This is a genomic window from Nostoc sp. (assembly GCF_036919675.1).
Taxonomy (GTDB): Bacteria; Cyanobacteriota; Cyanobacteriia; order Cyanobacteriales; family Nostocaceae; genus Nostoc.
In genome coordinates, this window is sequence record NZ_JBALCP010000101.1 from 82,850 (window position 1) to 95,968 (window position 13,119).

Sequence of the window (13,119 nt, forward strand, 5' to 3'; positions counted from 1 at the left end):
GCGAGAGCCAATGGTGTGTGCGTCACACTTGAGCTACTGTTAGATCGCCTAGATTAGCGAAAGATACAGAAAACCAATCTAATTTTTGAAATACTATATCCTGGCAACCAGTCAGGCGATTTTGCTATTGGGGTATAACATGAATTGGTTTAGTTGTAATTCGTGCCTTATAGCTTAACAGAGATTGGTGAATTAGGAGTTGGGGGGTATGGAATCTCTGTACTAACTTAAATGTGACCGCTATATTTATCTGATAGTGCTTCTAACAAAGTCGCGGTGAATTCCGAAAAGGTAATTCACTAATTTTGCTTGCAAATGTTAATTTTATTCCAGAGCCATCCCAATGAAGACACTTCCGATTAGTAGATACAGATTTTTCCAAAAGCTCCAGCCTTTATCTCTGTTAAAAAAAATCACTGGTAAGTCGGTTACTGGTTGTTTGCAGGTGTTTAGCACGTCAGGCTGTTGGTCTATATATGTGGACGAGGGTAAACTCATTTATGCCTCCTACTCAGAGAAAATGTTTGAGCCACTTTACAGGAATTTGCAACGCTTGAGTCAGGAAATTTCTACTCTCCCTGGCGGAATCAAAGAACAGTTGCGGGCGATATTTGAAACTGGTATTGAAAATCAGGCAATACCGAACCCAGATTATCTGGCTATTTGCTGGTTAGTCAATCAGAAATATATCAGTCCCTCTCAAGCGGCGATACTGATAGAGGAATTGGCACTAGAAGTTCTGGAGTCTTTTCTGAACTTAGAAGAGGGGAGTTATGAATTTATTCCTGAAAGCTTTCTGGATGACATGCCAAAGTTTTGTCATCTAAATCTCCGCTTACTAGTTGAACGATGTCAAACACCCCGAAGCGTTGGCGTTCGCGTTAGTGTCTCTGAAAGAGAAGCCTCTCGTAGAGAAGCGACTTATCGTCAGACATCACCAACTTCTCAATCGCACCCCTCACAATTGTTCCAAATAAATGAGCTGAAACCTAAAACTACACCAAAGTCGTCTAGAACAAACAGCTATAAACCACCAGCCTACTCTATTAATACTAATGAACATAGGGATCAACGAATCACCCAACCGCCTGTTGATAAAAAAGTCTACACAATCTTTTGTATTGATGACAGTCCTACGGTATTGAATGCTATTAAGAGTTATTTAGATGAGCAAACCTTTTCTGTTGTCGGAGTCACGGATTCTTTAAAAGCTTTAATGCAGATTATTCGCACAAAACCTGACATAATTTTGTTAGATATTTCAATGCCTAATTTAGACGGATATGAACTCTGCTCTTTGCTGCGAAAACACTCACATTTTAAAAATACACCTGTGATTATGGTGTCAGGTAAAGTAGGATTTATAGATAGAGCTAAAGCTAAGATGGTCAGAGCATCAGGCTATTTAACTAAGCCTTTTACACAAGGTGATTTACTAAAAGTAATCTTTAAACATATTATTTAATTTACTATTATAATAAATAACTCTATGAAAGCCAACATATCTCTTTGGAGATTTAAGGTTGAGTATTACCTGGATTAGTATTATTCTAATTATAGAATATTGTTTGATTAAATTTAAATTAATTAGTCATTATCTCAGCGATAAGGGTTACAATCTAATTAAAATAATTAGTGCTAAATAATCTCTAGGAATAATCTTAAAAGAAAAGCCGAATGCAATTGTTACGCATGTAGTAATACCAGGAATAAGTGGATTTGAATTGTATCGCTTCATCAAAATAAATCCAATCAATCAAAAAGTGCCTATTGTAATTTGTAGTAGCCAAAATCAGGCATTTCACCGCTTGTGGGCAACAAAGCAAGGTGCTGACACCTATATAACTAAGACATATACCAATACGCTTGGGTTAAGGTTAAAACTCTTTTATCAAAGTCAATTTTTTAACGTAGACGCGGAGCGGCTTCCCGCAGGGTACCGCAGAGGCGCCGAGAACACAGAGAGAAGGAAAAAATGCTTAACTGAACTGTATTGAGACATATATGTCTAAGCAGCTAGTAAGAGTCATTCAATCGCTTGAGGCATAAACCTGCAAATCAGTTTGTGGGATATAGCAATCCTAAATGAGTTATGAAAATTCGCAGTGTCCAGATCCCCGACTTTTCAAAGAAGTCGGGGATCTAACTTTTCAGTCACCCGTACCCCTACGGGGATCTTGCTACGCGTAGCGTCCCGCTCTTAAGGAGAAGGGTTAGAATATAGTCCTTGAAAGTGAGCGATAAATTGCTCACTACGAACCTTTATTTGGGTTAAAATTGATAACTTTAGTAGCTCTGAAGAAGTGATGCCTCCCCCAGTATTTCCAAAAGCGATCGCTCCATAATTTCACTGACAAATTTATTACCTTGCAAGTTGAGGTGAATGTGATCGTGATACAAACCTTGTGGGTTGGTAGTTGAATTGAATAGCGGTAAAAAATCTATATAGTTAATTTGCTCTACTTTGGTAAAATCGTTCAAGCGCTGCCGTGCTCTAATTTCGTAATCGCGGGGGCCTGGTTCACCAATTTCTCGCAGTAAGGGAGTCATAACTAGTATAAATTGGCTGTTGGTTTGGCGAGTCAGGGCTTGAATTTTGCTGATCGCCTCCAGATTAATCCCAACGCGATCGCCTGCTTCATTATGCACTGCTTTCATTTCGGGAATTGGCTTTTGCTTGACGATATAACGTTGCCACACTTCCACTAATGCCAGGGGAGGTTTACTGTCGGGATAGTTGCGATCGCGTCCTACCGGCAAAGAAGTGGGAGGAGTCGCAAACAAATCATCGGTATTAATTAATAACACTACCACCTGCGCGTTGAAATTGCTAAACTTCTCTAAATAAGCTAACTCGTTCCTTGGTCCCCAAGAGTTAGCTGAAGCATTCAGCACTTCTACTTCCTGATAATTACTGTTAGTGAATGATGCCAGAGAACGCATCATCATTGTGGATATTGTATTATTCTGATCTGTCCACCAGCCACCATTAGCAATAGAATCCCCTAACAGTAAAACTCTCAGCCCAGAAGGTGCAGGTATCTTTTTGATCGGACTACCTCGCATAGAATACTCATTAATTTCAATGCGATTACCAAAACGACGGGTACGCTGGTTAGGAGCCAATAAATAACCAATCTGCTCATCGCCAATGTAAATCAGGGGATTACCAAAGCCAAAGAGCGATCGCAGTCCGATCTCGACTACCACAAACAATCCCACAACCACCGCCAAAATTACGATCAGCGCCACTTTCACCTACTCGCACTCTTTTATACCGAGTTGCTTTTCAACGATCGTAACTGACGCATTGGGCATTGGAAAGAGGTAGAGGGGCGGGGTGCAGAAGGGAAAACTTTTTCCCCTGCTTCTTCCCCACTCCCCAGGCATCTAACTAAGCGGATTAATAGGTATTGAAATGTATTTAATAAGCTTTAAAAACAGCAATTATATGCTTATTAACTGTCTATCTAATAGTTTACCAACGTTTTGATATATTTGGGCTACTTTTGTGTAAGAGTATAGCAGTGTTTTTTAGTGATCTATTTTGTATTATAGGTATTACTATAGCTACAATTTTGAGCGTTTTATCAATTAATTTCGCAAAACTTCGCAATTTTTTTTTCGGGGGTAGGGTAGGATGATCAAAATAGCCACACGTAAATATTTAGGCAAACAAAATGTCTATGACATTGGGGTTGAGCAAGACCATAATTTTGCGATCAAAAATGGCTTAATAGCTTCCAATTGCTTCAATAAATCCCATTCGACTGCCTATGCTTATGTAACTTATCAAACAGCATATTTAAAAGCTAATTACCCATTGGAATATATGGCGGCACTGTTGACGGCAAACAGTGGCGATACAGATAAGGTACAGAGATATATTACTAACTGTACTAATATGGGTATTTCCATAGATCCGCCAGATATTAATCGTTCTGGGGTTGATTTTACACCGACAGCGGGAAAGATTCTGTTTGGATTTTCGGCGGTGCGTAATGTGGGACAGAATGCGATCGCCTGTATTTTGGAGGCGAGAAATGAGACAGGAGAGTTTAAATCCCTTGCTGATTTTTGCGATCGCGTCGATTTACGTGCTGTTAACCGCCGGACTCTGGAATCGCTGATTTATTGTGGAGCCTTTGACAAAATTGAACCAAACCGCCAACAGTTAATTAACGACTTAGAATTAGTGTATGATTGGGCACAATCTCGCGCTAAAGACAGAGCCAGTGGTCAAGGGAATCTTTTAGATTTATTAGGTGAGGGATTTTCTTATACTCAGAATAAAAGAGCAAATAATGCCTTTGAAACTGCTCCCAAATCTAAACCTGTGATGGATTTTACCCCACAGGAAAAGTTGCAAAAGGAGAAAGAATTATTAGGCTTTTATGTATCAGATCATCCCCTGAAATCCTTACGGCAAATAGCACCACTTTTAACTCCAATTAACCTTTCGCAACTGGGAGAACAAAAGGAAGAAATAAGGCTTTGTGCAGTTGTCATGTTGAATAACGTAAAAAAAGTGGTTACTAAAAAAGGCGATCAGATGGCAATTTTGCAAATAGAAGACTTAACTACACAATCAGAAGCTGTAGTTTTTCCTAAAACCTATGAACGCATTAGTTCCCTACTCCAAGTTGATACTAGATTGATTATTTGGGGAAAAGTAGATCGACGCGACGAGCAAACTCAATTTATTTTAGAAGATGCAGAACCAGTGGAAACAGTGCAAATGGTGATGGTGGAATTAAATCCCCAGCAAGCAGGTAATATCGAAGAACTACATCGCTTGAAAACAATTTTGCAAGAACAGTCAGGAGACAAAGAAAAGGCAAAAATGCCAGTGATTGGAATTATCCAAACTGAAAATTCTCGTAAACTTGTTCGCTTGGGTTGGCAATTTTGCGTACAAGATTCTAGAATAACTGTTCAAGCTTTGCAAAACGCCAGTTTTCCTGCTCATATAAAATCGTTAACTGGTAGCTGACGCCAAGACTGAAAAGTTCACTAATACTGAAAAGTAGCTAAAAAATCAGTTTTACTGAACTGTCAACAGTAAATAGACTTAAATACATATGATGATGATTAGTTTTTTAGTTACTTCTGCGGATGATGATTTCCGTGAAGAAGTGGTATCTTTTTATGCCAAGGGACTTGAGGCTGCGATCGGGGGAAGGAGTTAGAACTTAATGATTGTCAACGAGCTAGATAAATTTGTTTCATACTGTAAAAGAATTCAACCCCAAACTCAGGAGGACATTCAAAAATTTTTTGAAGGAGTTATCTTGTTTCCTTATGATAAGGAACTTCTATTGCAAGCTTATTTATTTCTGAATATTAAAGACTTGTTTCCTTCATGCGCCCAATTGCTGTTATTTGAAAAATCTCCAATTTCAGATTATACAGATTTAGGGAAGTGTGATTTTGTCTACCTGACCTTTAAAGGTAGTCTGTTTTTAATTGAAACTAAGTTTATTGATACAGAAGCAACAGGAGCGACAGAAAGAAAAAGAAGAAATAAACATAGAAACAAGGTATTTGAGCAAGTTATTACTTTAAAAGGTCGATTTAGTGAATATTGGAATATGAGGCTAGATCAATTAGAGTGCGGGGTTTTCACAACAGATGCAGAAGTTGCTTGGCGAGGAAATGGTGTGAATGTCGTATCTAAATCAATATCTATAGATCATCTCGAAAAATGGCGAAGAAGTTATCACACCAGTGAAAAAGGTTATCAGGTAAGCAAAATAGGAGTGCAAAAACCGAATTAGTTTTCGTAATGCAAGTCAGTTGGTTGCAGTTTCTGTTTTTAATTTTTGCTAAAACTGAATTCCTACCACTTTAGTGTAATTTTTAGCAATTTATAATTTTATAAGCATAATTCTGCCTGACGATGCTTTCATCTTCGGAGATAGTATGACGGATGTAAATAATCGTTACGATATTACAATAGGGTTCAGTTAGTCCTAAAAATCTTAAGCTGCGTAGGTTGGGTTGTAGCAAGATACCCGTAGGGTATGAAGTGAAACCCAACAATTAACGCTTAATGTTGGGTTTAGTTCTTCAACGCAACCTACGATTATTCTTAACTGAGCCGTATTGTACGATATTATTGATATTAATGTCAAACTTTTAATAACAAGTTAATCTTAAAACTTTAGTTGTATATTCTTAACCTTAACTTAATTTTATTACCGTAATCTTCCTATTATCAATTACAAAATTGGTAGCAATCAAGTTGAACTTAAAATAGCAAATTCCCAAGATAAATAATTCCTAAAACACCGATAAGTCTGATAAAAAAATTTCAACTTTAACGAATCAGTAACCAAATAGCTTTGTAAGCAAGTATCTATCACAGCATTCTGTATAGTTTTAGCTTCGTTGATTCAGTTCTCCAACTATTAATTGTATTGATTCATAATGACAAATATCCTACCTATGACCTTACCAATGGGCCTTCAGGTAAGAGAGTTAATGACTTTTATGCTCCAGAAATCAATGTTAAAGTTGCCTTGGAAAATGGCAAATTAGTTGATCAATCAACTGCAATAGAGGGGAGTATTCAGCGATCGCTCGTTTTTTGCCAATCTCACAAAATCGCATTGCTCTCATCTACCAGTAACACTAGAATTTTTGCGTTATTCCTTGGTTGACTCTTCCTCTAAAGCAGACCCAAGAAGATGCTGATTTGCCTGCCGAACCTTAGCTCTTACCTCATCATAGAGGAAGGGTAAATAGGCATACCGCCGTCCTTGAGTTATAGGTGTCGCTTCGTGCAACAGGGAACAGGAAAAGACGATAGCTCCACCCACAGGCGGTTGATAGGTTTGCTGACCAAATTCTGGAAATCGCAAACATCCACCTTCGTATTCACCCGTATTCAGATTCAATGACACCGCAAAGCAGCGATGAGCAGTCCCTTTGGTGGTATTGTCCCGGTGGGGTCTAAAGTGTCCACCAGTTTCGCCGTCATAGCAAGCAACAATGTGGCGCTCCATTCGGTTCGCTTGAAACTGAAAGGCTTTGAAAATTTCGGGAACGAGGCGATCAGAAATTCGATGCATCGCCGCATTCCGCAGTTCCTCGTCAGTAATCTCCTGATCCCGCCGCCGTTTATGACCGTAATCGTACACTGGGACTGTACGACCATTGACTTCCCGCATAAAGCCAGAGTCTTCACCGCCATGCAATTCATAGAACTGAATCAGCGCCCGACACAGTTTTGGTTCAAATACTCTGGGCACAACCAAGACAGGTGCCTGAACTGCCGCCGGAACTTCTGAGTGAATGGGTGGCAACTCAGCAAGAAATGCCATTAACTGAGGCACATGGGTTTCGGGTGACTCGTTAAACGGCAGCACTGCCAGCACCCGCAGCCTATAATCGAGTACTAAAGTAAATTGTCTATAATTCCCTGTAGGAGTAACAGCACCGTACTGTTGACTAATGGCTTCATTAAAATCCCAGAAGAACCGGATGCCCGGAATATGCGGCTGAATTCGGGTCTGCTTCTCATCCTCTGGATCGACACTCACGCCAAAAAAACAGCAGTTTTGGTCATCAAAGACTGCCCGTTGGCTCCAGATGTCTTCAAGAATGCGCTGGCTCGTCTTTATTCCCGCTGAACCGAAGAAGCAGAGTACTATGTAACGACTCGCAATTGTGTCGAAGTGAAAATTCGCACTGTTTGTAGAACGGGCTGTGAACCAGGGGGCTGGCTCACCGATCATCAGAAGTCTCTGGCGCACGGGCATAGGGTTCTTCCAATTCTTACTCAGCTGATCAAGCCTTATTTAGAGCCGCTGTCATCAGAAAGTGCTTTTTCTTGCTCCAGTAAAAACCGCGTTCAACCATAAGCAACCTTTACCCGAAAAACATGTCAGATTAGTTGAATAAGTAACCAAAAGTCTGACAGGAAAACCATACTAATGAGAATTTGGGCTACTATTGCTGTGCTAGCTTCTTCTTGGCTAATGTTTGGGATCATAGCTTCTGAGCCGATCGCCGCTAATTCTATTGTAGGACAAAATGTCATACCATTTCCTCCGCCAACAAATGCCAAACAGATTACTGTCAGTAGCGCTCTGTTTGGGTTGAAGAGAGTTGACACCAAGGGTAACGTTACCATTTTCCAGACAACAAGAGTGCCACTTCAGGAAGGGAACGCCTACGGATGGCGAATTAAACTCAAAGATTACCAAGGTGAAGTGAAATGGCGCGAAGTCTTGCATTTACCAAAACCTCCAGAAAGTTGGGGTACAGATAATGGTGAAGACTTCTCAATATCAGCAGACGGCACTACATCTGTGACACGGCGCACACAGTCGGCTCCAGAGGGTGTTATTGAGAATTTTTGGACGATCGCTCCTGGCGATCCAGTTGGTAAGCATAGAATAGAGGTCTATATTGATGACCGTTTGATCAGTACTTTCGAGTTTGAAATTATTCCAGTCAAGTAAATATGAAGCAAGAGGCTTGCTCTAATTCCCTCCTTTTAAAGGAGGGTTAGGGAGGATCAAGCCTTAACGCAAGCCTATTGGAATATAAAAGGTTGTTTGAAAAGTGTTTGGCTGTGATTTTAGGCACTTTATTCATCCCCCCTAACTCCAAGGCTGGAGCCGCTTACTACAAACCTTTAATTCTTCACGCTTACCGACTTAAACCAATAATTGATATTTCTCTTGAGCTAGATTGTAAAGAGGTCGCCAAATCAAACGATTGGTCAACACTACTAATAGAGACATGATCACTGTCGAAGCTAATAACAGGGAAAAATTGCCTGTCGCTGTGGCATGAGAAATTGTTGCTCCCAATCCAGAAGTACTAATTACTCGCCCTTGAAATGTGACATACTCACTGACGATACTGGCATTCCAAGCGCCGCCAACAGCGGTAATAATTCCTGTAATTAGGTAGGGAAAGATTGCAGGTAAAATTAAGGTTCGCCAGCGTTGCAAAGGGGATAGTTTATACACCGAAGCAGCTTCGATCAGGTCTGAGGGAATCGACTGTGCCCCAGCAATGACATTAAACAGGATATACCACATTGTCCCTAACATCATCAGAGCGATCGCACCAATCTGCAAACCGCCAGCGATGCGGGTTAAACCTAGCAGCAGCAGCGGAAATAAGGCTGTTGCCGGTACAGAAGCGGCGATTTGTACTAATGGTTGTAACACTTGAGCCAGCCGACGATTGCGACCGATTGCTACTCCCACGGGTACAGTCCACAACAGTGATAATATCAAAGCAATTATCACCCGCAACGCCGTTAATATAGCGCCCTTTATTACCTGTTGCCAATCAGCCCAGCCTAAAGTCCGTAATAGTAATACGGCTTCCCAAGTACCCCACAGGACAATTAAGGTGAAGCCGCTAACAAATACCCAATTTAAAAAACTCGGCAAGTTGAGGTTACCTTTGGCATTTACAGGTACAGAACGCACGGGAAACGACCGAATTAAACTGTTGTCTAGGGCTGTTTGTAATGGCTGAAAAACGCGATCGCCAATTGCACGTAAAGTAGGCGATCGCCTGACAATATCCAATACCCACGATTGGGGTGCATTTTCAGTTTCAATCATCTCCAACTTAAATCTTTCTGCCCAAGCAATCAGGGGTTGCCACACAAAAAAATCAGTTGCCACAATGATCGCAATCAGCACCGCCAAGCCCCAAAATATAGCTTTAAAGTCTCCTTTATTGGCTGCTGTGCCTAAAAAAGAGCCTAATCCTGGTAAACGAAAATCTTTATTCCCCAAAGTAAATGACTCAATAGCAATTAAAAAAAACCAACCTCCAGCCACCGACATTACACTATTCCATACCAAACCAATTACACCAGATGGTAACTCTAATGTCCAAAAGCGTTGCCAGGGATTAAGCCGATAAACCCTCGCTGCTTCTAGTAATTCTCGTGGAATACTTTGGAGAGATTGGTAAAAACTAAAAGTCATATTCCAGGTCATACCAGTGAAAATTAGCAAAATAGCTGCTAGTTCTACACCAATTCTCTGACCTGGAAACAGGGAAATCAAAGCTAGTACCACACCTGGTAAAAAAGACAGTACTGGAATCGATTGCAGAACATCCAACATCGGAATTAAAATCCGCTCTGCAATTCGGGAACGATAAGCAGTATAAGCATACAATAGGGTGAAAATTAGGGATAAAAAGTAAGCCAGCCCCATGCGAATCAGGGTTTGGGCTGTATATCCTGGCAAAGCATTGATATTTGTAGAAATTATAAGTTCAGGTTGAAAAGTACCGCTAAATTGAGAAGCAGTTCTAATAATTGCCACAATGAAAGATAAAATCACCAGAATCAGCAATCCATCTTGCCAAGTCCAATTGCTACGTCCCAGAGTTTTATTAGCAGGAGTGAGGGGTCGGGTCATAAGAATAGTGAGTGGGGAAAGTTAACAATGACAACTGACTAATCAGCATTAACAACTTGCTCTAAAAATATTTGTCCCGATGGCTCATCGTAGCCGTATATCTCGGCGTAACGACCCCAATCAACGACAGTTTTTAATTGTCGTTCGGCTTCTTGTGGGCTAAAGTGACTTTCTAGGATATCTAAAACCAGTTCTTCTGGAATGCGTTGATTATTTTTCGCTTCCAGAAGACGGTAAATTTGTTGTACCAAGCGAATATTAGTTAAGAGTTGCGATCGCATGATTTGTTTGCGATCGTCAATACCACCATTGATAAATTGTTGCCCGACTGGCTTTAGGTTAATATCACCTTCTGCAAGTTCTACAAAATCCATTAATTTTGCAGCTTCCACAATTGGTAAAATCTCATCCACTTCTAGTTGCAATTCTTGAGCAAGCCGATATAAGTCTTTTTCCTGACGATCTTCTAAAAGTTCCAAAAGACCCGCAATAGAACCAATTCGCACGGCTGGCAAAGACTGATATTTTGCTGGTGGTGTTGCAGGTTGTACAGAGGTAGTAGCTGGAGGTTGAATTGTTTCTAGTTCTGGGTTCGTGATGATTGTATAAACTTTATCTACCAGGGCTTGAAAATTTGGGTGTTTGCGATCGCGGTAATGGGGTAGAGTCACAGGTAAATCAGCCCGAATTCTTCCCGGATTGCGTCCTAGAACAATAATCCGATCCGCCATAATTACCGCTTCCTCAATCCCGTGGGTAACAATGAGAATGGCTTGGGTGGGTATGCGACGTTCTAACCACAAATCTAATAACTCAAACCGCAAGTTTTCTGCTGTTAGCACATCCAATGCCGAAAATGGCTCATCCATACATAACAGTTCTGGTTCTACGGCCAAAGCCCTAGCAAATCCAACTCGCTGACGCATTCCTCCAGAAAGCTCTTTGGGATAAGCATTTTCAAACCCATCCAAACCAATAATATCAATCATCCGTAGCGCTTTTTGCCGTCGAGAATCTGGCGCTTCTCCTTTTGCTTTTAAACCTAGTTCCACATTCTCCAGTACAGTTAACCAAGGATAAAGGGCAAAACTTTGAAAAACAATTGCTACTCCAGGATTTAAACCAACTAGGGGACGGTTATGATATATAACTTCACCTTGACTGGGGGGGATTAACCCAGCAACTATTCGCATTAAAGTAGATTTCCCTGAACCTGAAGGCCCTAACAACGCGACTATCTCCCCTGGACGCAACTCAAGATTAATATTTTCCAGGATCACAATCTGCTGACCGTTGGGCTGCTGATAAGATTTGCTGACACTTTTTAGAGCGATCAGGTGTTCGGTTGCTGTTTTAAAGACCATGACTCTTTCTGTAAGTAAATAATTAAATATAATCTGATGTTGAGGTTATTTTACAGTTAAAGTGAACTAAAAATAGTTTGTTCAGGAATTGGAATAGTCCGAGAATCTATCTAATCGCTTGCATTGTCATAAATTAGCTGTAATAGTTAATAAGATAAATTTCCTAGCTGGTGCAAAAAAATGACTGCCCGCCCGAATATTAATAAGAATAAATTGCTCTCTATTAGCTTTGTGTGTCTGAGTAAATTGGAAGTGATTGCAGATATTAAATAAACAAGCTTTATCTACTATGGGGGTTAAAATAGAAGCTGTCCACAGCTAAATTCGTTGGCGTTTGTTTTGAGGATGTTTTAAAACTGGGGGGTATTGTAAAAAAGGTCACAAAGCTTAGAGAATGTTTGGAAAGTTAAAAAAAGCTCTAGTTTCTGTCCCGCTGCTCCCCTGCTCCCCTTAACCTGAAGTTGAGGAGTATCTTAGAGATAGAAGTTTAATTCTTGTTGGGTGGCGATCGTGAATACAGAGGAATTCCTGCGATTAATCGAAAAGCAGCCCCTATGTCCTCAGACACTACCAGAAGGGCTGCAAGCAATGTGGTATGACAAAAAAGGTGATTGGAGCAAAGCTCATGAAATACTTGGAAATGCCAGCGATGCTGATAGTGCCTGGGTTCATGCTTACCTGCACCGCAAAGAAGGCGATTTGGAGAATGCCCATTACTGGTATCGACGTAGTGGTCAGCCAGAGTTTCGAGGAGAACTAAGCCAGGAATGGGAACAAATAACTTCTGTATTGCTAAGGAAGGTCAATGTGACGCATGAATGTTGAGGAATTAAAACGGCGTTTTGCCGCAGGAGAAAGATATTTTCCAGCCGTCAACTTGAGTCGGGACAAGCTGATTGGAGCCTATTTGCCTGGAATCAATTTATGGGGATCTGACTTGAGTGAAGCTAACCTAGCTAAAGCTAAACTCTGGGGAGCAGATTTGAGTAGAGCTAACTTAGCCAAAGCGAACTTGACCAGAGCTAATTTGAGCGGTGTCAAACTGAATGAAGCAAATCTCCGGGGAGCCAAACTCAACTATGCCAAGTTGTATGGAGCGAATCTGACTGGCGCTTACTACGATGAAAGCACGCGGTTTTCTAGAGGTTTTGACCCCATCAGTAGAAATATGCAGAAGGTGTGAAGGGGATTGGGGAACTCGGAGTCCCCTCTGGGGATAAGGGGCAATGGGGACTGGGACTTCCCTGCAAGCGGATTTAAGATTACAGCATTTTTCAATTCATCCGCTAGTCATAGAGAATTCATGCTGAATTCTCTATGACTAGCTCCTTAATTATTTCTAATTAAAT

At 40.8% G+C, this 13,119-nt stretch carries 11 protein-coding genes and 1 pseudogene; 8 read left to right on the forward strand and 4 right to left on the reverse strand.

Features of this window, described 5'->3' with window-relative positions:
• The first annotated feature begins 343 nt into the window (after nucleotides 1–343).
• Nucleotides 344–1,465, forward strand: a complete 1,122-nt coding sequence (locus V7K49_RS22035) for a response regulator (protein ID WP_334870659.1) — start codon at nucleotides 344–346, stop codon at nucleotides 1,463–1,465.
• A 58-nt stretch (nucleotides 1,466–1,523) separates the two neighbouring features.
• Nucleotides 1,524–1,877, forward strand: a pseudogene (locus V7K49_RS22040) (response regulator); the annotation flags it as partial.
• 409 nt (nucleotides 1,878–2,286) lie between these two features.
• Here the strand turns inward: V7K49_RS22040 and V7K49_RS22045 are convergent.
• Entirely contained in the window at nucleotides 2,287–3,258 is a 972-nt protein-coding gene (locus tag V7K49_RS22045) for an SGNH/GDSL hydrolase family protein (protein ID WP_335207467.1), read from the reverse strand.
• A gap of 382 nt (nucleotides 3,259–3,640) precedes the next feature.
• Here V7K49_RS22045 and V7K49_RS22050 point away from each other — a divergent pair, with 382 nt between their 5' ends.
• From V7K49_RS22050 to V7K49_RS22060, 3 genes are all read left to right on the forward strand, one after another.
• Nucleotides 3,641–4,993 (forward strand): helix-hairpin-helix domain-containing protein, encoded by a 1,353-nt coding sequence (locus V7K49_RS22050; protein WP_335207468.1) that lies wholly within the window; start codon nucleotides 3,641–3,643, stop codon nucleotides 4,991–4,993.
• Between the two features lie 202 nt (nucleotides 4,994–5,195).
• Nucleotides 5,196–5,777 carry a hypothetical protein gene (locus tag V7K49_RS22055; RefSeq protein ID WP_334870952.1) on the forward strand — a complete coding sequence of 194 codons (582 nt, stop codon included), beginning with the start codon at nucleotides 5,196–5,198 and terminating at the stop codon, nucleotides 5,775–5,777.
• A 642-nt stretch (nucleotides 5,778–6,419) separates the two neighbouring features.
• Nucleotides 6,420–6,662, forward strand: coding sequence for a hypothetical protein (locus tag V7K49_RS22060; protein ID WP_334870664.1), 243 nt, complete (start codon nucleotides 6,420–6,422; stop codon nucleotides 6,660–6,662).
• Here the strand turns inward: V7K49_RS22060 and V7K49_RS22065 are convergent.
• On the reverse strand, nucleotides 6,648–7,763 hold the full coding sequence (locus V7K49_RS22065) for a 2OG-Fe(II) oxygenase (protein WP_335207470.1): 1,116 nt from the start codon (nucleotides 7,761–7,763) through the stop codon (nucleotides 6,648–6,650). The two genes, V7K49_RS22060 and V7K49_RS22065, sit on opposite strands and share 15 nt — an antisense overlap.
• A 174-nt stretch (nucleotides 7,764–7,937) precedes the next feature.
• On the opposite strand from V7K49_RS22065, the gene V7K49_RS22070 reads away from it, so the two are divergent.
• Nucleotides 7,938–8,468, forward strand: a complete 531-nt coding sequence (locus tag V7K49_RS22070; RefSeq protein ID WP_335207471.1) for a hypothetical protein — start codon at nucleotides 7,938–7,940, stop codon at nucleotides 8,466–8,468.
• Nucleotides 8,469–8,666: 198 nt separating this feature from the next.
• Here the strand turns inward: V7K49_RS22070 and V7K49_RS22075 are convergent, their stop codons facing one another.
• Together V7K49_RS22075 and V7K49_RS22080 are read right to left on the reverse strand one after the other, a co-directional pair.
• Complete coding sequence (locus V7K49_RS22075) at nucleotides 8,667–10,406, reverse strand: ABC transporter permease (protein ID WP_335207472.1); 1,740 nt, start codon at nucleotides 10,404–10,406, stop codon at nucleotides 8,667–8,669.
• 38 nt (nucleotides 10,407–10,444) lie between these two features.
• Nucleotides 10,445–11,770, reverse strand: a complete 1,326-nt coding sequence (locus tag V7K49_RS22080) for an ABC transporter ATP-binding protein (RefSeq protein ID WP_334870672.1) — start codon at nucleotides 11,768–11,770, stop codon at nucleotides 10,445–10,447.
• Nucleotides 11,771–12,280: 510 nt separating this feature from the next.
• Here V7K49_RS22080 and V7K49_RS22085 point away from each other — a divergent pair.
• Both V7K49_RS22085 and V7K49_RS22090 read left to right on the forward strand, forming a co-directional pair.
• Nucleotides 12,281–12,595 (forward strand): hypothetical protein, encoded by a 315-nt coding sequence (locus V7K49_RS22085; protein ID WP_334870674.1) that lies wholly within the window; start codon nucleotides 12,281–12,283, stop codon nucleotides 12,593–12,595.
• Nucleotides 12,585–12,953, forward strand: a complete 369-nt coding sequence (locus V7K49_RS22090) for a pentapeptide repeat-containing protein (RefSeq protein WP_334870676.1) — start codon at nucleotides 12,585–12,587, stop codon at nucleotides 12,951–12,953. The genes V7K49_RS22085 and V7K49_RS22090 overlap by 11 nt, the downstream gene beginning before the upstream one ends.
• The last annotated feature ends 166 nt before the right edge of the window (nucleotides 12,954–13,119 follow it).

Coding starts and splice junctions, on each gene's coding strand:
- V7K49_RS22080 (WP_334870672.1), bottom strand. CDS start 11,770: ATGGTCTTTAAAACAGCAACCGAACACCTGATCGCTCTAAAAAGTGTC.
- V7K49_RS22065 (WP_335207470.1), bottom strand. CDS start 7,763: ATGCCCGTGCGCCAGAGACTTCTGATGATCGGTGAGCCAGCCCCCTGG.
- V7K49_RS22090 (WP_334870676.1), top strand. CDS start 12,585: ATGAATGTTGAGGAATTAAAACGGCGTTTTGCCGCAGGAGAAAGATAT.
- V7K49_RS22035 (WP_334870659.1), top strand. CDS start 344: ATGAAGACACTTCCGATTAGTAGATACAGATTTTTCCAAAAGCTCCAG.
- V7K49_RS22070 (WP_335207471.1), top strand. CDS start 7,938: ATGAGAATTTGGGCTACTATTGCTGTGCTAGCTTCTTCTTGGCTAATG.
- V7K49_RS22075 (WP_335207472.1), bottom strand. CDS start 10,406: ATGACCCGACCCCTCACTCCTGCTAATAAAACTCTGGGACGTAGCAAT.
- V7K49_RS22055 (WP_334870952.1), top strand. CDS start 5,196: ATGATTGTCAACGAGCTAGATAAATTTGTTTCATACTGTAAAAGAATT.
- V7K49_RS22050 (WP_335207468.1), top strand. CDS start 3,641: ATGATCAAAATAGCCACACGTAAATATTTAGGCAAACAAAATGTCTAT.